Annotated in this window: 18 protein-coding genes; 6 read left to right on the forward strand and 12 right to left on the reverse strand. The window is 66.1% G+C overall.

The window, feature by feature from the left end; genetic code table 11:
* The first annotated feature begins 24 nt into the window (after window positions 1–24).
* The 3 genes from J7359_RS01150 to J7359_RS01160 are packed head-to-tail and all read left to right on the forward strand — an operon-like array spanning window position 25 to window position 2469.
* Window positions 25–1401, forward strand: coding sequence for a deoxyribodipyrimidine photo-lyase (locus J7359_RS01150; RefSeq protein WP_247740098.1), 1377 nt, complete (start codon window positions 25–27; stop codon window positions 1399–1401).
* A 4-nt stretch (window positions 1402–1405) separates the two neighbouring features.
* On the forward strand, window positions 1406–1804 hold the full coding sequence (locus J7359_RS01155) for a DUF2177 family protein (RefSeq protein ID WP_209054686.1): 399 nt from the start codon (window positions 1406–1408) through the stop codon (window positions 1802–1804).
* Window positions 1804–2469, forward strand: coding sequence for an SDR family NAD(P)-dependent oxidoreductase (locus J7359_RS01160; protein WP_348524311.1), 666 nt, complete (start codon window positions 1804–1806; stop codon window positions 2467–2469). The genes J7359_RS01155 and J7359_RS01160 overlap by 1 nt, the downstream gene beginning before the upstream one ends.
* A gap of 7 nt (window positions 2470–2476) precedes the next feature.
* On the opposite strand, the gene J7359_RS01165 is transcribed toward J7359_RS01160, so the two are convergent.
* The 6 genes from J7359_RS01165 to J7359_RS01190 form a co-directional block, all read right to left on the reverse strand.
* Window positions 2477–3028: a redoxin domain-containing protein gene (locus J7359_RS01165; protein ID WP_209054687.1), complete on the reverse strand. Its 552-nt coding sequence runs from the start codon at window positions 3026–3028 to the stop codon at window positions 2477–2479.
* A gap of 14 nt (window positions 3029–3042) precedes the next feature.
* Window positions 3043–3750 (reverse strand): TspO/MBR family protein, encoded by a 708-nt coding sequence (locus J7359_RS01170; RefSeq protein ID WP_209054688.1) that lies wholly within the window; start codon window positions 3748–3750, stop codon window positions 3043–3045.
* Window positions 3747–4490 carry an SDR family NAD(P)-dependent oxidoreductase gene (locus J7359_RS01175; RefSeq protein WP_209054689.1) on the reverse strand — a complete coding sequence of 248 codons (744 nt, stop codon included), beginning with the start codon at window positions 4488–4490 and terminating at the stop codon, window positions 3747–3749. The genes J7359_RS01170 and J7359_RS01175 overlap by 4 nt, the downstream gene beginning before the upstream one ends.
* A gap of 62 nt (window positions 4491–4552) precedes the next feature.
* Complete coding sequence (locus tag J7359_RS01180; protein WP_209054690.1) at window positions 4553–5710, reverse strand: cyclopropane-fatty-acyl-phospholipid synthase family protein; 1158 nt, start codon at window positions 5708–5710, stop codon at window positions 4553–4555.
* A gap of 4 nt (window positions 5711–5714) precedes the next feature.
* The gene (locus J7359_RS01185; protein ID WP_209054691.1) at window positions 5715–6509 is read right to left on the reverse strand and encodes a DUF1365 domain-containing protein; all 795 of its coding nucleotides are present in this window, start codon (window positions 6507–6509) and stop codon (window positions 5715–5717) included.
* Complete coding sequence (locus J7359_RS01190; protein WP_348524312.1) at window positions 6506–7819, reverse strand: FAD-dependent oxidoreductase; 1314 nt, start codon at window positions 7817–7819, stop codon at window positions 6506–6508. The genes J7359_RS01185 and J7359_RS01190 overlap by 4 nt, the downstream gene beginning before the upstream one ends.
* A gap of 233 nt (window positions 7820–8052) precedes the next feature.
* Between J7359_RS01190 and J7359_RS01195 the strand changes: the two genes are divergently transcribed.
* Complete coding sequence (locus tag J7359_RS01195) at window positions 8053–9081, forward strand: substrate-binding domain-containing protein (protein WP_209054693.1); 1029 nt, start codon at window positions 8053–8055, stop codon at window positions 9079–9081.
* A gap of 3 nt (window positions 9082–9084) precedes the next feature.
* Here the strand turns inward: J7359_RS01195 and mobA are convergent, their stop codons facing one another.
* From mobA to J7359_RS01220, 5 genes are read right to left on the reverse strand one after another with little or no spacing between them, the layout of a single operon-like run.
* Window positions 9085–9687, reverse strand: a complete 603-nt coding sequence (gene mobA, locus J7359_RS01200; protein ID WP_209054694.1) for a molybdenum cofactor guanylyltransferase MobA — start codon at window positions 9685–9687, stop codon at window positions 9085–9087.
* 18 nt (window positions 9688–9705) lie between these two features.
* Entirely contained in the window at window positions 9706–11967 is a 2262-nt protein-coding gene (gene rnr / locus J7359_RS01205) for a ribonuclease R (protein WP_209054695.1), read from the reverse strand.
* 44 nt (window positions 11968–12011) lie between these two features.
* The gene (locus J7359_RS01210) at window positions 12012–12428 is read right to left on the reverse strand and encodes a GNAT family N-acetyltransferase (RefSeq protein WP_209054696.1); all 417 of its coding nucleotides are present in this window, start codon (window positions 12426–12428) and stop codon (window positions 12012–12014) included.
* Window positions 12429–12435: 7 nt separating this feature from the next.
* Window positions 12436–13572, reverse strand: coding sequence for a succinyl-diaminopimelate desuccinylase (gene dapE, locus J7359_RS01215; RefSeq protein ID WP_209054697.1), 1137 nt, complete (start codon window positions 13570–13572; stop codon window positions 12436–12438).
* 1 nt (window position 13573) lies between these two features.
* A complete protein-coding gene (locus tag J7359_RS01220; RefSeq protein WP_209054698.1) occupies window positions 13574–14338 on the reverse strand; it encodes a sulfite exporter TauE/SafE family protein in 765 nt (254 codons plus the stop codon).
* Between the two features lie 189 nt (window positions 14339–14527).
* On the opposite strand from J7359_RS01220, the gene J7359_RS01225 reads away from it, so the two are divergent.
* A complete protein-coding gene (locus tag J7359_RS01225; protein ID WP_247740127.1) occupies window positions 14528–16126 on the forward strand; it encodes an acyl-CoA dehydrogenase family protein in 1599 nt (532 codons plus the stop codon).
* A gap of 77 nt (window positions 16127–16203) precedes the next feature.
* Entirely contained in the window at window positions 16204–16677 is a 474-nt protein-coding gene (locus J7359_RS01230; protein ID WP_209054700.1) for an META domain-containing protein, read from the forward strand.
* Window positions 16678–16686: 9 nt separating this feature from the next.
* Here J7359_RS01230 and recO read toward each other — a convergent pair whose 3' ends face one another.
* The gene (gene recO / locus J7359_RS01235; protein ID WP_209054701.1) at window positions 16687–17418 is read right to left on the reverse strand and encodes a DNA repair protein RecO; all 732 of its coding nucleotides are present in this window, start codon (window positions 17416–17418) and stop codon (window positions 16687–16689) included.
* Window positions 17419–17420 lie beyond the last annotated feature (2 nt).

Below are 17420 nucleotides of genomic sequence, written 5' to 3' on the forward strand. Positions count from 1 at the left end.
TGCGACAGGTGCAAGGAGAAGATGATGGTGGCAATATGCTGGTTCCGCCGTGTGTTGCGGCTGGACGACCACCCCGCACTGGTGGCGGCGGCAAGTTCGGGGCCGGTGATACCGCTGGTCATCCTGGACCCGGCCGAGGCCGAGGCGCATCCCGCCAGCGCACAGCGTCAGGCCCTGTCGCTGCCCCGTCTGCAGGCCGCGCTGCACCGTCACAACAGCCGACTGATCGTGCGTCGGGGCGACACCGCCGAGATCCTGGAACAGGTCGCGCGGCAGACAGGCGCGGACGCGGTTCACACCACCGAAGGCTTTCCTTTTGCCAGCGACCACGGGCTGAAGGCGGCCGCCGAACGCGGCGGCGCGACGCTGCATCTGCATCCGCTGGCCGATCTGGTGCCGCGCGGATCGGTCAGGACCCAAGAGGGCGGGATCTACAAGGTGTTCACGCCGTTCTGGCGGGCCATGCGCGCGGTCGATATCGACCGGCCGCTGGATCCGCCCACGCTGAATCTGCCCCAGAGTTGGCCCGACAGCGATGAAACCGACTGGCCCGAGGCGCGATCGGCGATGAACCGGGGATGGGATGTCGTGGCCGGGCACATCGATGCAGGCGAAGACGCGGCCCGCGACCGGTTGGATGCGTTTCTGGACGGTCCTGTCGGGGATTACGGCACGCATCGCGACCAGCCGTGGCGCGCGTCGGGCACTTCCGGCCTGTCGGATGCGCTGGCGGTGGGCGAGATCAGCGCCCGCAGGATCTGGCATGTCGGTCTGGCCGCGCGCGAGAACGGGCGACAGGGCGTCGAGGATTTCCTGCGCGAGGTGGCCTGGCGCGAGTTCGCGCGCGAGCTGTTCCACGAAAGCCCCGACATGGACCGCACCTGCTGGCGCAACGAGTGGAACGATTTTCCATGGAAGCGGGACAACAACGAGGCCGAGGACTGGCGGCGGGCGCGGACCGGCGTGCCCATGGTCGATGCCGGTCTGCGCGAATTGTTCGTGACCGGCCGGATGCACAACCGTGTGCGGATGGTCGTCGGCAGCTATCTGACCAAGCACCTGCTGACCGATTGGCGTGTCGGGCTGGACTGGTTTGCCCGGACGCTGACCGACTGGGACGCGGCGTCGAACGCGATGAACTGGCAGTGGGTGGCCGGCTGCGGCCCCGACGCATCGCCCTATTTCCGGGTCTTCAACCCCGACACGCAGGCGCAAAAATTCGACGCAAAGGCACGCTATCGCGACCACTGGCTGAAGCCCGGCGCGCCGGGCGCATCGTCATTCGCGGAAGCCGCGCCCCGATCCTGGAACATCGACCTGCAGCGCATGGCCGTTCCCGCGATCTCGTTGTCGCAGGGGCGCGCGCGGGCGCTGACGGCCTATGAGGATTTCAAGGAGTGAGCCCATGAAGATCGCCGTTCTCTACATCTCGACGCTGGTCATCTTTCTTGCCGTGGACGTGGTGGGCATCAGGACCATCATCCGCCCGATCTTCGAACGCCATATCGGCGATCTGCTGGCCGATCCGTTCCGGCTTGGCCCGGCAGCGGCGTTCTATGCCTTCTATATCGTCGGCGTCCTGTATTTCGTATCGGTCCCGGCGCTGCGCGATGGCGCGCCGGTCCAGGCCGCGCTGGCAGGCGCCCTGCTGGGGCTGATGTGCTATGGCACCTATGAATTCACCAGCCTGGCGATCATGCGCGACTGGTCGTGGCAGCAGGTCATCGCGGACACCGCCTGGGGCGGGTTCCTGACCGGGTTCTCGGCCTGGGCGGGGGTGATGGTCGCGCGGATGGTCGGCTGATGCGGGCGCTGATCCTTGGCGCGTCCGGCGGGATCGGCGCGGCAGTCGCGGCGCGTCTGCGTGATGGCGGGGCCGATGTCACCGGCCTGTCGCGCAGCGGCGACGGTCTGGATCTGACCGATGCGGCGACGCTGAGCGATCACGCCACGCGGCTGGACGGGCAGCGATTCGACCTGATCTTCAATGCCACCGGCGCGCTGATGATTGACGGCAGCCGGCCCGAGAAAAGCTTCGATGCCGCCGATGCCGATGCGATGGCGCGGCAATTCGCGCTGAACGCGACCGGGGTGGCACTGGCGATCCGGTATTTCGGGCCGTTGCTGGCGGGCGACCGGCGCGCGGTCTTTGCGTCCCTGTCGGCGCGCGTGGGATCGATCGGGGACAACCGGCTTGGCGGCTGGTTCGGCTATCGCGCCGCCAAGGCCGCGCAGAACCAGATCATCCGCTGCGCCGCGATCGAATGGAAACGCCGCAACCGGCACAGCATCTTCGTCGCGCTGCATCCGGGCACGGTCGAGACACCGCTGACCGCGCGATATGCAGACCGCTATCCGACGATCACGCCGGACCGCAGCGCAGAGGCGCTGTTGTCCGTGATCGACGGACTGTCGCCCGATGACAGCGGCGGTTTCCGCGACTGGAAGGGCCAGAGGGTCGAATGGTAGGGTCGCCTCAGGCCGAGAGATAGGGCGCGAGTGCGTCGTGGATCTGCGGCCCGTCTGGCTTGGTGAAAGATCCCCATGTGCCAAGGACGCGGCCCTGCGGGTCAAGCAGCACCTTGGAGAAATTCCACTTCGGCACGAAGCCGGTCTGCTGTCGGACCCATTGATAAAAGGGGTGCACCTCGCCCTTGGCGACATGCAGGATATCGGTCATCGGCAGGGTGATGCCGTATTCCAGCGTGCAGTATTCCTTGACCTTCTTGCCGTCGTCCAGTTCCTGGTTGAAGTCGTTCGAGGGCACCGCGACCACGATCAGGCCCTGCGCAGCATATTTCTCGTGCATGGCCTGCATGTCGCGCAATTGTCCGGCAAAACCGCACAGCGAGGCGGTGTTGACCACGAGCACGGGCTTGCCCTGCCAATCGGCGCTGTCCAGCAGCCCGCCATCGATCGACGGGAAGGTGAAACGTGGCATCGGCTCGGCCGAGGCGCGGCGGGTGGCCACGCCGGTCACGGCTGCGGATACGGCGGTTGCAAGGGTCAGAAACAGGCGGCGATGCATGGCGGGGGCCTTTCTCAGCTGCGAGTCGCGAACAGGATAGCACGGCCTGCCAGCAGCGCCGATGCCAATGCCGCGAGCAGGACGACCACGAGGTTGACGGGCGAGATATTGGCGACGATCACCGCGATCAGCGCCCAGATGACCCCGATGGGATAGGCCCATTCGCAGGGCCTGGTCGCCTGCACGACAAGGGCGATGGCGGTGACGCCCAACAGGCACAGCACCGCCGATATTTGTGCGGACAAAATCCCATAGCCAGCCAGCACGATCCCCAGCGACGCGCCCGAAGCTGCGGTCAGCCAGCCCGCATACAGCGCCACCGGCCTGATCTGCCAGACCGCATCCCTGTGTCCAGCCCGCAGAAACGCGGCCAGCGCAAAGCCCAGCATCAGAAGGATCATCAGTGTCGCCCAGATCGGCGACCGCGACGCGACCCCAAGCCAGAAGAACCCGATCACAAGGCTTGCCAGCAAGGGCGGCCGCATCGCAGCCCAATCGTCGTCATCGGCGCGCCGCCAGACACCGTATCCCGCGCCGGCGATCAGCCACGCATAGATCAACCCCCAGATCGAGAACGCGTAGCCGGCCGGCTGGATCGGCGGATCGTCCTGCGGGACCGGAAAGATGCCGGGCGGATAGCCGGCGAAATTCTGGAAGATCGCCGGCGAGACGGCAAAGGCCAGCGCAGCAAACAGAACGGCAAGGGCAAGCGACGTCCTCATGCAGAATCCTCGCGGCTGAGACGGCGTGTCAGGGGCAGCGACAACCAGTAAGGCAGCGCACGGATCAGTTTCAGGCTGCGGGTCAGGCGATGCGGAAAATGGATCTCGAACCCGCCGCGCGCCAGTCCCGTGCGGATCGCGGTGGCGGCCTTGTCGGGCTGGATCAGGGCGGGCATCCTGAATTCGTTCTTCTCGGTCAGGCGCGTTTCGACGAAGCCCGGGCATATCAGGCGGATATCCAGATCCGAGCGTTCCGCCCGCAGGCTCTCCGCCAGATTGATGACGCCCGCCTTGCTGGCGGAATAGATCTGACCCTGCGGCAGGCCGACATAGCCCGCGACCGACCCGCACAGCGCCAGCTGACCGCCGCGCCGCAACAAGGGCGGGCCGACCTGCGCGACATGGAAGGTGCCGGTCAGGTTGACGGTCACGATCCGTGCGGCCATGTCGGGGTCAAGATCGGCAATGCGCCCCGGATCGTACAGCGCCGCCAGATGCACGATCCGGTCCAGACTGCCGCCTGCGGCGATGGCCGAGGCCGCGGCATCCAGACTGGCGCGGTCGGCCACGTCCAGCGGCCGGATCTCGGCCCCGCCGATCTCGTCGGCAAGGGCCTGCAAGGCATCCTGGCGCCGGGCGGACAACACCAGACGGGCACCCTCGGCGGCGTATTGACGCGCCAGTTCACGGCCGATGCCGTCACTGGCGCCGATGATCCAGATCCGGGAAGGTTTCGACATACTGATCCTTTCAGGCGCGTGCCCAGCAAACATAAACGTCCGCCGGGCTGCGCCGTTCCCCGTCAGGCATGGGCAAGGCGGTATTGCAGCACATCCGTGCGCCCCACCTCGAACGAGGCCGCGCAGGCGGCAAGGTAGAACCGCCAGACGCGGATGAACCCCTCGTCAAAACCCAGTTCGCGGATCTGTGGCAGGGCATCATCGAAGCGGGTCAGCCATTCGCGCAGGGTCCGCGCATAGTCCCGGCCGAAACCGAACGCGTCCTGCACCGCAAGCCCGGCCCGGCGCGCCTCTTCTTCGAACCGCGCGGGCGAGGGCAGCATGCCGCCGGGAAAGATGAAACTGCGGATCATGTCGCCGCTTTTGCGATAGCGCAGGAAATACCGGTCGGCGACGGTGATGACCTGGATCATCGCGCGCCCGCGGTCGGACAGCACCTGCCCCAGCTTGCCGAAATAGGCGGGCCAATAGCGTTCGCCCACCGCCTCGAACATCTCGATCGAGACGACATGATCGAAGCGCCCGTCCTCGTCGCGATAATCCTGCAATGCGATCTGCGCGCCCGACCCCAACCGCGCGCGGGCATAGTCGGCCTGCTCGGACGACAGGGTCAGGCCCTTCGGGGCGAAATCGCCGCGCGCCAGCGCACGTTCGGCAAAACCGCCCCAACCACAGCCGATTTCCAGCAGCCGCCCCGACGCCCCGTCCAGATTGTCGATGATCCGGTCATACTTTCGCTGCTGTGCGGCAGTCAGGTCGTCACCCGGCCCATACAGCGCCGAGGAATAGGTCATGCTGGGGTCCAGCCACAGCCGATAGAACTGGTTGCCCAAGTCGTAATGGGCCTGGATGTTGCGCCGCGACCCCGCGCGGGTGTTGCGGTTGAGGAAATAGACCGCGCGCGCCGCCATCGCGTTCAACCTGCGGCCGTAGATATAGGCGTCCAGAACGTCCTCGTTCATCAGCGCCATGCGCAACAGCGCCTCGAGATCGGGAATATCGCACCAGCCGTCGCGATAAGCCTCGGTCAGGCCGATATCGCCCTTGGCAGCCAGCGCCGCGACCACCCGCCAGTCATGGATGATCAGCGTCGCGTCAGGCCCCGGACGCAGCCCGCCGAAATGATGGGTGTGGCCCTCGGGTGTCTGGACGGTCAGCGTGCCGAACTCGATCGCTTCGGCGGTCTTCAGGAATTCGCGGGCAAATCTGCGCTCGAACATCGCCTCATTCCCCTGTTTCGCGCTGCCGGTCGGCATGCGAGACGCGGCCAGGCAGTTGCGACGGTTTGCGCAGGTATCTTATCCCGCGCCGAAACAGCAGCGCGGCCTGCAAGTGGATCAATGCGATCACTTTCTGCGACTGGAACGGATGACGCAAGGCCGCGTTGCGCGCCGATTTCCGCGTCAGCGGAAGGGCCGGCCCCACCATCGACGTGCCGAGGCCGCGGCGCCCGTCCGCCGACTGCCAGTCAACCCAAGCGCCGAACCGGTCCGGCCCGGGATCGAAGCGGAACAGATAGCGGCCCGACCGGGGCAGGAACGGCGAGACGTGGAACAGCTTCTCGCCCTGAAGCCGGTCGGTGCGGGTGATCGGGCCAAGATCGGGCCGGTGGCACAGATAGCGGTGGCATTCCCCGAACGTGTTCGACACCTCGGCCAGAACCGCACGCAGATCGCCCGCATCGTCACGGCACAGCCAGAAGCTGACCGGGTTGAACCCGTAACCCGAACTGCGCGGCAGCGTGACCAGCGTCACGTCGTGCGCATCCGCCAATCCGGCGGGGGCAAGCAGACCGGCGATGAAATCCGACAGGGACGTACCATCGCGATGGCCGTAATCGCGGCGCCTCAGCGACCACAGCCCCGGCCTGTCCACCGGCAGCGCCGCGCGGCCCGCATCAATCGCCGCGACCGGCACCGCCAGATAGGTCGCGCGATACCGGAACTCGCGGGCCACGTCGCCGCGCCGCCCGTGCCATATCCGCGTCGGGATCAGCGCCCCGTTCCACAGATCGGTCATGCTGCTGCAGCCTCCTCGGCCCAGGGGTCCTGCCCCAGCGGCCAATCTATCCCCATCGTCTGCGCGACCCGAAGCGCCGACAGCAACCCGTCCTCGTGAAAGCCGTGACGTGTCCATGCGCCGGCATGATACACCCCGCCCCGCCCCTGAATCGAGGGCAGGCGCGACTGTGCGCGGACCGCGCCCTCGTCGAAGACGGGGTGATGCATCATGGCGTGGTCGTGGATGTGGTCGGGTTCGAATTCCGGATTCAGCGTCACGATCAGGGGTCGGGGCGTATCAAGGTTCTGCAGCCGGTTCATCCAGTAGGACAGGCTGATCGGCGCCGCCGGGTCGGGGCGGGGCGCGCGGGTGATATAGTTCCACGCCGCCCATGCGGCCTTGCGGCGTGGCATCAGGCGGGGATCGGAATGCAGCACCATGTGGTTGGGTTGGGTGCGGAACCGGGACAGGATCGCGCGTTCATCGGGATCCGGGTGATCCAGCAGCGAAAGGGTCTGCGGCGCGTGGGTGGCGAACACGACACGATCGAACCGCTCGGGCCCGCGCTTGGTGACGACTGTCACGTCCTGATCGCCGCGCGTGACGCGCAACACCGGCGTGTCCAGCCGGACCTGCCCCCGAAGCCGCGCCAGGATCGCCTGGACATAGGCCTGCGACCCGCCGGACACGGTCCGCCATTTCGGCTGTCCGCGCACCGACAACAGCCCGTGATTGTCGAAGAACTGCACGAAGCTGGCCGCCGGAAATTCCAGCATGCCATGCGGCGGCGTGGACCAGATCGCCCCCGAGATCGGCAACAGGAACCTGTCACGAAACTCTGTGCCAAGGCGCAGCTCGTCCAGCATCGCGCCGATACACGCACCGCTGGACCGATATTCCATCGCCCGTCGGAAGAAACGCAGGATGTCGCGCAGCATCAGCAGATGGCGGGGATCCATCGCCCTGCGGCGCTGCGCGAACAGGGCAGCCGTGTTGCCGGTGCCGTATTCATAGCGCCCGGTGCCGAAGCTGGCCGAAAAGCTCATATCCGAAGGCTCGGTCGCGACACCAAGGTGATCCAGTAGCGGCATGAACAGCGGATAGGTGCGCCGGTTGCAGACGATGAAGCCGGTATCGACCGCAGTTCCCAATGCGCGGGCTGTGCGCGCGTGGCCACCGGGGCGAGGCTCGGACTCGAACAGGGTCACATCGTGATGCGGGTCAAGAAGCCAGGCGGCCCCCAGCCCGGAAATGCCACTGCCGATCACGGCGATGCGCCGGGGCGCGACCGGCGGTTTCAGGGAACCTGTCTTGGCGTGAAGGATCACGGCGAAATCTCCTGCTGTCGTGACCATCCACGGATGAGGTCGGGAAAAGGATGCATTGAAACGATCTGGTCCATCAAAGAAAGCGAAATACATCGACACAAGCCGCGAAAGACGCGTCGGGTTGCCGGTGATCGGCTGTCCTGCCGCGAATACTTGCGCGGAACCGCGCGGCGGGGCAGTCTCTGCGCCCTGAGGCGGGGCGGTCCGCGCGTCGCCCGGAGACGGGACAAGGCATGAACCTCAAGCAATTCGCGGAACTGGTGGGCGTGTCCCAAACCACCGTCAGCCGGGCACTGAACGGACATCCCGAGGTCAGCGCCCGCACGCGCGCCCGCGTGGTCGAGGCCGCGCGGCGGCACGGCTATGCGCCGAACGCGCATGCCCGGTTCCTGGCCAAGGGTCGGGCCGCGGCGCTTGGCTGCGTGCTGCCGATGTCGGGCCGGAACGAGATCGTGAACCCGATCTATACCGATTTCCTGGCCGGTCTGGGCGAGGAATGCGCCCATCGCAAGTTCGAGATCAATCTTTGCGCCGTGCAGGACCACGAACAGGAAACCGCGTATCGGCAGCTGAAATCCAAGGGTCTTGTCGGCGGTGTCGTGGTGCAGTTCCCCCGCCATGACGATCCGCGCCCGGCGCTGCTGGACAAGATCGGTCTGCCCTTTGTCGTCCATGGCCGGGTCAGCCGCCATGACGCGCCCTATTCCTGGGTCGATGTGAACAACCAGCGCGCCTTTCACCGCGCGACCGCGTTCCTGCTGCAGCTGGGACATCGGCGTATCGCATTGCTGAACGGCGACGATTCGCTGGATTTCGCCACCCGCCGCCGCGACGGGTGGTTGCAGGCCTTGGCCGAGGCGGGCGTATCGCCGCAGCCCGAACTGGCCCTGTCGGACGAGATGACGACCGCTTACGGCTATCGGACGACGCTGCGCCTGCTGGCCCGGCCCGAGCCGCCGACGGCGCTGCTGTGTTCGTCCACCGTCATCGCGCATGGTGTCAAGCAGGCACTGGAAGAAGCCGGGCTGCGCCTGGGTGCGGACATGTCTGTGCTGTGTTTCGACGATGATCTGTCCTATCTGCGCAATCCGGGGGCGGTTCCGATCTTCACCGCGATGCGATCCCCGGTCCGCGAGGCCGGACGCCGGATCGCCGCGATGCTGATCGACAAGATCGAGACGGGCGATCCCACGCCCCGTCAGGAATTGATGGAGGCCGACCTGGTTGTGGGCCGATCGACCGCGCCGCCCTGGGCGGGTTAGGCGTCACGTCGCGCCGATCAGCCGGGCGCGGGCCAGGTCTTCGGGCGTGTTGACGTTGAAGAACGGATCATCGGACCAGACGGCAAGACCGGGCGAATATGCCGCTGCAAAGCTGCGCACGCGCCGCTGACCGGCGTGCAGCGTGGCGCGCAGGTCGTCGCGCAGGGCAACCGGCCAGAGACCGAAGGTCGGATGTTCGCGCAGGCGGCCCGTCGCATCACGGCTGGCGGCCAGCGCAAGGCCCGCCGGCCCCGCGTTGCGTGCCAGCATGTCGGTCAGATCAGCGGGAAAGAAAGGCGTATCCGCAGCCACGCTGACAACTGCCTTGGCCCCATGCCCGGCGGCCCAGTCCATCCCGGCCAGAATTCCGGCAAGCGGACCGGGATGGTCCGGCAGGGAATCGGCGATGACCGGCAGGCCGAAGGCCGAAAACCGCGCCGCATCGCCATTCGCGTTCAGCGCCATCGCGCCGCATTGCGGCTGCAGCCGCCCGATCACACGGTCAAGAAGCGTCAGGTCGCCAAGCCGCAGCAATGGCTTGTCGCCGCCGCCCATGCGGGTCGCCCGGCCTCCGGCAAGGATGATGGCGGGCGGCAGATCGGTCATTCGGACGGACCCCACCAGCTATCGCTTGCGCTTGCGTTTCGCGGCACGCTTGACCTCGGCCAGGCGGGACTTGGTGGACATGCGGCGCGGTGCGCGGCCGCGCTTGCCCTTGGACTGACCCTGCGGCAGCGGATCGCCGTCAAGTTCCAGCAGTTCCAGCGTCAGTCCCCCGGTGACCGGCACCGCCTCGGTCAGGCGCACTGTGACGCGCTGGCCGATGCCGATTGCCAAGCCGGTATCGGCACCGATCAGCGTCTGCGCATCGGGGTCGAAATGGAAATATTCGCGGCCCAGGTCACGGATCGGCAGCAGCCCGTCGGCGCCGGTTTCGTCCAGCTTGACGAATGCCCCGAAGCGCTGGATGCCACTGATCCGGCCTGACATTTCCGCGCCGACACGGTCGGCCAGATAGGCGGCCAGATAACGGTCCGTCGTGTCGCGTTCGGCCGCCATGCTGCGGCGTTCGGTTTCGCTGATATGGGTCGCGGTCTCGGCCAGCCTGTCCATGTCGTTCTCGGACAACCCATCGGCCTTTCCGTCGCGCCCGCCGCCCCAGCCATGCGCGGTGATCAGCGCCCGATGCACGATCAGGTCCGAATAACGCCGGATGGGCGAGGTGAAATGGGCATAGCTTTTCAGCGCCAGACCGAAATGGCCGTAATTCTCGGGGTGGTAATAGGCCTGCGTCATCGACCGCAGGGTGCTGATATTGATCAGCTCGTCGAAATCCGTGCCCTCGGACTGCGCCAGAAGCCGATTCAGATGGCTGGTATGCAGCACCTGCCCCTTGGCCAACGTGAAACCCGACGCCTGCGCCACTTCGCGCAGCGCGTCGATCTTGTCCAGGCTGGGTTCCTCGTGGACCCGGAACAACAGCGGGCGCTGACGGCGGGTCAGTTCCTCGGCGGCGGCCACATTGGCCAGAACCATGAATTCCTCGATCAGCTTGTGGGCATCGAGGCGTTCACGGAAATTCACCGATTTCACGCGTCCGTCCTGGGTCAGTTCGATCCGCCGTTCGGGCAGGTCCAGATCCAGCGGCTGACGCCGCGCGCGCGCATCCCTGAGCAGGCCGTAAGCATGCCATACCGGCTTGATGACGCTGTCGATCAGCGGTGTGGTCTGCGCATCCGGATTGCCGTCGGCGGCCGCCTGCGCCTGTTCATAGGCAAGGCTGGCGCGGCTGTTCATCATACCGCGATGAAAGTTGTGGCTGACCTTGTTGCCCTGCGCATCAAGCCGCATCCGCACCGCGATCACCGGTCGGTCCACCTGTTCATGCAGCGAACACAGATCCGCCGACAATGCCTCGGGCAGCATCGGAACCACGCGGTCGGGGAAATAGGTCGAATTGCCGCGCGTCCACGCCTCGCGATCCAGCGCGCTGCCGGGGCGGACATAATGCGCCACATCGGCGATGGCGACCCAGATCGTCGCGCCGCCGTCCTCTTCGATCTGCGCACCGACGGCATCGTCGTGATCGCGCGCGTCGGACGGGTCGATGGTGACCAGCGGCAGATCCCGCAGATCCTCGCGGCCCTTCATGGTGGCGGGCTTTTGCGATTCGGCTTCGTCGATCACGCGGGCGGGGAATTCGTCGGGGATGCCGTGCTGATGAATGGCGATCAGGCTGACCGCCTTGGGTGCGGAGGGATCACCCAGGCGGTCCACGATCCGCGCCAGCGGCAGGCCCAGGCGCCCCTTGGGTCCGGCCTGTTCGGCCTGCACCAGTTCGCCCGGCTGCGCGCCAAGCGTGGCGTCGGGGCGGACCCGCCATTCCTTGTCCTGCCCCTTGTCGATCGGCACGATGCGGCCGCCCTCGGTCTCTTTCCGGAAGATGCCGACGATGCGGTTCGGCGTCGCGGTGATGCGGCGCATCAGCCGCGCCTGATACTGATGATCCTCGCCATGCACCTCGACCAGACGGGCCAGGAAACGCTCGCCCCGTCCCAGCGCCGGATCGGTCTGGCGCGGCGTATACAGGATCTTCGGCATCGGCCCTTCGCCGCGCCATTCCAGCGGACGCGCGAACAGATCGCCCGACCCGTCGGGGGCCAGCAATTCCAGAACTGTCACCGGCGGCAGCTTCTCGGCGTCCATATAGTGGCGGCGCCGACGTTCCAGATGACCCTCGGCCTCCAGTTCCTTCAGCAGCCGCTTCAGCTCGATCCGCTGCGCGCCCTTGATCCCGAACGCCTTGGCGATGTCGCGCTTGGAATTGGCGTCGGGATGATCGGCGACCCAATCCATGATCTGCTGCTTGCTGGGTATCTGGGTCATGGAACTTGCCTAACAGAGATGGCTGCGAAGCGCAGCAGGGGGCATCACAATTCGCGGATCATGTCGCGATGCGGGATTCCCGCGTCGTCGTATATGGGGCCGTCGACCACGAATCCCAGACTTTCATAGAAGCCGATCGCATGGGTCTGCGCGCCCAGCTTCACGATCGTCAGACCGGGACGCGCACGCAGCACATCCATGCCGGCGCGGATCAACTGCCTGCCAAGCCCGGTGCCGCGGGCCACGGGCAGCACGCAGACCCGGCCGATCTTGCCCACCTCGCCCTGGGTCAGGATCCGGGCGGTGCCGACCGGCGCGCCTTCCTGCCATGCCAGCAGATGGATCGCCTGCCCGTCCAGATCGTCCCATTCGTCCTCTTCGCGGATCCCCTGTTCGTCGATGAAAACCGCGCGGCGCAGGGCGCGGCAGGTGTCGATATCCTCGGTCGTTTCGATCCTCATCCGGGCCTCATTCGAAATATCTTTCCAGAATGCGTTGATAGATGTCCTTCAACTGCCCGACCTGCGCGACGGGCACGCGTTCATCGACCTGATGCATGAAGCGCCCGACAAGCCCGAATTCCACGACCGGACAGTGATCCTTGACGAAGCGCGCATCCGATGTCCCGCCCGAGGTGGACAGTTCGGGCCGCCGCCCGGTCTGCCCGGCGACGACATCGCGCACCAGATCGACGAAGGGACCGGGCTGGGTCAGGAACGCCTCGCCCGAGATATCGGCCTGAACCGTCAGCGCGACGCCAGTTTGGTCGCTGATATCGCGGGCACGTCGGGTCAGATCGGCGGTCAGCGAATCCCCGCTATGCAGGTCGTTGAAGCGGATATTCACGACCGCGGTCGCGGTTTCGGGAATGACATTCGATGCCGGGTTGCCGCAGTCGATCGAGGTGATCTGCAGACCCGAGGGATCGAAATGGTCCGTTCCATCGTCCAGCGGCGCGGCGATCAGATCGTTCAGATAAAGGGTCAGCGCATGCAGCGGGTTTCTGGCGCGGTGCGGATAGGCGGCATGACCCTGCACCCCCTTGGCCTTTATCCGGAACGTCGCCGAACCGCGGCGCCCGATCTTCATCATCTCGCCCATCTCGCTGGGGTTCGACGGCTCGCCCACGATGCAGACATCCATCCGCTCGCCCTGTTCGGCCATCCAGTCGAGGATCGCGATGGTGCCGTCCTTCGACGGCCCTTCCTCGTCGCCGGTGATGGTCAGGATCACGGCGCCGTCGGGCGGCGTCTGGGAGACGAAGTCGATCGCGGCGGCGACGAAGGCGGCGACGCCGGATTTCATGTCGGTCGCGCCGCGCCCCCAGATCGTGCCGTCCTCGACATGGCCGGAAAAGGGCGGGTGCGTCCACGATCCCAGATCGCCGGGCGGCACCACGTCGGTATGGCCGTTGAAGCCTATGCTGCGCGCGCCCTTCGCGCCCCAGCGCGCGAACAGGTTGGCGGTGTCGCCACGATCGACGCGATGCACCTCGAACCCGGCTGCGCGCAACATGTCTTCCAACAGGACCAGCGCGCCGCCCTCTTCGGGGGTCACGGACGGGCATCGGATCAGGCGGGCGGTCAGGTCTGCGGCGTCGGTCATGTCATATCCAGAAATCGAGAGCTCGGCGCACGAGGTTCAGCCCGGTCAGCACCAGCAGTATCAGCGTCCAGCGCCGAAACTGCACCACATCCAGCCGGTCCTGCAAGGCAAAGCCCGCCAGCATCCCGGCAACGGCCGGCACACACAGGATCGCCGAAAGCGGCACCGTCTGCGCATTCAGCACGCCCGAGGCCAGATGCGCCGCCATCAGCACCACGGCACCCAGCAGGAACACCACGCCCTGAACGCGCACCTGTTCGCGCTTGTCAACGCCCAGAGACAGCAGAAGAACGATCAGCGGCGGCCCCCAGATGCCCGAGATCCCGCCGTAAAGACCACCGATGATCCCGGTTCCGATCTCGGCCCGCCGACGATGATCGACCGGCAGCGCCAGCGACCGGCCCGACAGTTGCCACAGCGCAAACCCCACGATCGGCACACCCAGCATTGCATACATGACGCCTTGCGGGATCGCCCGAGCAAACCCGGCCGAAATCGCGATGAAGATCAGCACCATCGCGATATGCCAGCGGAAATTCATCGCCGACCCATATGCCGCACCGGTCCCCTGACGGAACGCCTGTTGCACGTTGGTCAACAGCGTCGGCAGGATCAGCGCCGCCAGCGCGGTCGTCGCCGGCAGGATCGAACCAAAGGCCGACAGCATGATCATCGGCATCGCGAACCCGACCGCACCCTTCACGAAGCCCGCGAAAAGCGTGATCAGAACCACCGCCCAGAACTGCCAGATCTCAAGCCCGAACATGCGCGCACGCTATGCCGCGCGGTCGGGAAAGGAAATGCCGCTTCTTCTTTGCCACGACACTCATGATCGGGCGAAACGGGCGAGACATTTTCAGTCGGAAAACCATATCTTCACGCATTATAGTTGCGCTGCGACTGCGAAAGCACTAGCAATGCTGCATTGCCGCAAGAGGACGAATCGATGAAAGACATGCCGCACCAGACCAGCACCGTCCTGTCCGAGATCGAGGATCTGCAAACCCGCGCCACCGACGGCCTGCGCACCATGATCGCCCCCGAGGGCAGGATCGACCCAGCCGCGCTGGAGATGCATCAGCATGCCGCGCATGCGCTGTCCTGGCTGGCGACCTATGTGGAATCACTGAAGCAACTGGCGGCATGGTCGGGCCGCGTGTCGGGCGAGCTGGAGGATCTGATCGTCCGGATCGGCTTTGGCGAATACCTGACCCAGATCGCCGGCGGCATAATGATGAGCCAGAACGAATTCGCCCGGCTTTCCGATCTGGGCGTGGACTGGTCCCCGTCGGACGCGGCGCAAGAGATGATGGCCGCGAACACGCCTGCGGCGCGGGCGCGGCTGGCCGCGCTGATCGCCGTGAACCGCGGCAGCGCGACCTTCGGCGCGACCGGGCTGGACGAGGACCTGGAAATGATCCGCGACCAGTTCCGCCGTTGGGCCGACGACAAGGTGGTGCCGCACGCCCATGAATGGCATCTGAAGGACCAGTTGATCCCGATGGAAATCATCGAGGAACTGGCCGAACTTGGCGTATTCGGCCTGACCATTCCCGAGGAACTGGGCGGACTTGGCATGTCGAAGGCCGCGATGGTCGTCGTCAGCGAGGAATTGTCGCGCGGCTATATCGGCGTCGGCAGCCTTGGCACCCGCAGCGAGATCGCGGCCGAGCTGATCATCGGCGGCGGCACCGATGCGCAGAAGGAACTCTGGCTGCCGAAACTGGCCAGCGGGGAAATCCTGCCCACCGCGGTTTTTACCGAACCCAATACCGGCAGCGATCTGGGCAGCCTGCGGACCCGCGCCGTCAGGGACGGCGAGACCTGGAAGATCACCGGCAACAAGACATGGATCACGCACGCTGCCCGCACCCATGTCATGACGCTGCTGGCGCGCACCGATCCCGAGACGACCGATTATCGCGGGCTGTCGATGTTCATCGCCGAAAAGACGCCGGGCACGGATGACGACCCGTTTCCCACCCCCGGCATGACCGGCGGCGAGATCGAAGTGCTGGGCTATCGCGGCATGAAGGAATACGAGCTTGGCTTCGACGGCTTCGAGGTGAAGGGCGAGAATCTTCTGGGCGGTGTCACCGGCCAGGGCTTCAAGCAGCTGATGCAGACCTTCGAATCGGCCCGTATCCAGACCGCAGCCCGCGCCATCGGCGTGGCGCAGAACGCGCTGGAGCTGGGCCTGCAATACGCGCTGGACCGCAAGCAGTTCGGCAAACCGCTGATCGAATTCCCGCGCGTTGCAGACAAGCTGGCGATGATGGCCGTGGAAATCATGATCGCCCGGCAACTGACCTATTTCAGCGCCTGGGAAAAGGATCACGGCCATCGCTGCGATCTGGAAGCCGGCATGGCCAAGCTGCTTGGCGCTCGTGTGGCCTGGGCCTCGGCAGACAACGCGCTGCAGATCCACGGCGGCAACGGTTTCGCGCTGGAATACCAGATCAGCCGGGTTCTGTGCGATGCCCGCATCCTGAACATCTTCGAGGGCGCGGCGGAAATTCAGGCTCAGGTCATCGCGCGACGGCTGTTGGGCTAGGATCGTTTGGGCTAGAGTGCTGGAACCGCGACGATTTTATCGCGTTCACAAGTGATTCGCGCCCGAAGGAGACCGCCATGCCCCGCCTGAACCGCCCCCGTCTTGCCCTGACCGCGGCTTTCGCCACACTGGCGCTGGCCGCATGCGAGCCGACCTCTCCCGCAGCCGTCGCCGGGGGCGAGGATCGCGGCTTCATCCCGGGCGGCAACTATGTGCTGGTCGGCATGGACGGTCAGACCGTGCCGCTGCGCAATGTCAGCCTGCTTGTCGAAGAAAAGCGCCTGTCGGGCAACGCCCCGTGCAACAGCTATTCGGCACAGAACAATGCCGAACTGCCGGCTGTGTCGCTGTCGCCGATCATCTCGACCAAGGCCACCTGCAAGGACCAGAAGATCGAAAACCGGTTCCTGTCGGTCCTGCAGCAAGCGACCGGGATGGAATATTACGGCGGCGTTCTGAAGGTGAAATCGCCGCAGACCTGGCTGATCTTCGAACATGGCGTCAAGGCCAGCGGCGCCGACGCGCTGGAGCGTGCGCGCGCCAGCCAGTGACGGGTTGCGTCAGGCGGGGCCGCCCTCTGCGGCCAACCGCCTGACAAGGCGGCCTCGTGCGGCTGGCAGGCTGCGGCCAACCATCTCGGCTGCAACGCGTTGTTCAAGGAAATGCCCGGTGATCGCCAGCCCCTCGGCCAGGCCGTTGCCGCGATTGTCCCCGGGCCCGCCCATGATCCGAGGCAATGGCAGCAGCCTGTCTGCCCATTCGCCAGCGCCCGCGCGACTGACCGCCCTGCCCGAACGCGGACTGACATAGCAAAGCCCGTCGGTTGACCCCGTCACCGCGCATGTAGACAGGTCGAGGCCAAAGCCCATCTCGTCCAGCAGCTTCATTTCCCAGCGAAGATAATCGCCCGCCCAGTCACGCCCTGCATCCATGTCGTCCAGCAACAGCTCGGTCATGGCGACCAGCGCGGGATGCGGATCACGTTCCGGCAGGGTGAACATCAAAAGCGCACAGACCGCGTTCAGCCCCGCCAGCCCCAGCGGATCGGCCAGCAGCCCTGCGCGCAGGTGCAGCGGTTCGGCGCTGAAATGCCCAAGCTGGTCATCCGACCGCGCCCGCCACCGCAAATCCAGCCGCGCGCCGGGTTGCAGCATCGCGGCCCGCTTGCGCGACGCGCCCCCCGGCACCAGCCCGGCATGGCGGCCGTGCCGGGCGGTCAGCACATCGATGATGACGGCTGTTTCGCCATGCGGCCGCCGCGCGATGACGGTGCCTTCGCCCTGCCATTCCATCC

The sequence above is a fragment of the Paracoccus sp. R12_2 genome, assembly GCF_017744015.1.
GTDB lineage: Bacteria > Pseudomonadota > Alphaproteobacteria > Rhodobacterales > Rhodobacteraceae > Paracoccus.